Source organism: Nodularia spumigena CCY9414 (genome assembly GCF_000340565.2).
GTDB lineage: Bacteria > Cyanobacteriota > Cyanobacteriia > Cyanobacteriales > Nostocaceae > Nodularia > Nodularia spumigena.
The window spans coordinates 372,949-373,809 of the sequence record NZ_CP007203.1 but is presented as its reverse complement, the minus strand read 5'-3'; the positions used below and the strand labels follow the sequence as shown (position 1 = coordinate 373,809).

At 43.9% G+C, this 861-nt stretch carries 2 pseudogenes; both read right to left on the bottom strand.

From position 1 onward, the window contains the following. Positions 1–6: 6 nt before the first annotated feature. Positions 7–129, bottom strand: a pseudogene (locus NSP_RS24980) (dehydrogenase); the annotation flags it as partial. 138 nt (positions 130–267) lie between these two features. Next, positions 268–861, bottom strand: a pseudogene (locus NSP_RS01760) (lamin tail domain-containing protein); the annotation flags it as partial.

The following is an 861-nucleotide window of genomic DNA, read 5'->3' as shown; positions in this document are numbered from 1 at the left end:
AAAAAACTAAGGAATCATCGCCACCTTAATCACTTTACGCGCCTTCATATCACAGAATACCTGTTCTAAATCCTCTAGCGATCGCTGTTCACTAATCAGTAACTCAAAAGGTATTTTAACACTACGGATATCTGGGGGGACCAGAAGCCCACCCCACAATATTTATGCTGATGCACAAAGTTAGCTGTCTGCTATATAAAACCTAGACAAAACTAGACTTTACTTTCTACTTCAACGGGAGCATGGGAGCAGTTATCCCTCATCTCCTCACTGTCCTTTGATGGGCGCTCCATCGGAAAACAGATAGCGTTTTGTTTCTTGATTTTCAATGATAACACTATCACCACTGGGTATAATCTTCCATAAAGCACGGTTGTAATAATTGGCATCAGCACCAACGACTTTAGGACTTTCAAAGCCGCTTGATGCTAGCCAGCCACCTTCATCTCCTCGCTGTCCTTTGATGGGCGCTCCATCGGAAAACAGATAGCGTTTTGTTTCTTGATTTTCAATCAGAAAACTATCACCACTGGGTATGATCTTCCATAAGGCACGGTTGTAATAATTGGCATCAGCACCAACAACTTTAGGACTTTCAAAGCCGCTTGATGCTAGCCAGCCACCTTCATCTCCTCGCTGTCCTTTGATGGGCGCTCCATCGGAAAACAGATAGCGTTTTGTTTCTTGATTTTCAATGATAACACTATCACCACTGGGTATAATCTTCCATAAAGCACGGTTGTAATAATTGGCATCAGCACCAACAACTTTAGGACTTTCAAAGCCGCTTGATGCTAGCCAGCCACCTTCATCTCCTCGCTGTCCTTGGATGGGCGCTCCATCGGAAAACAGATCGCGTTT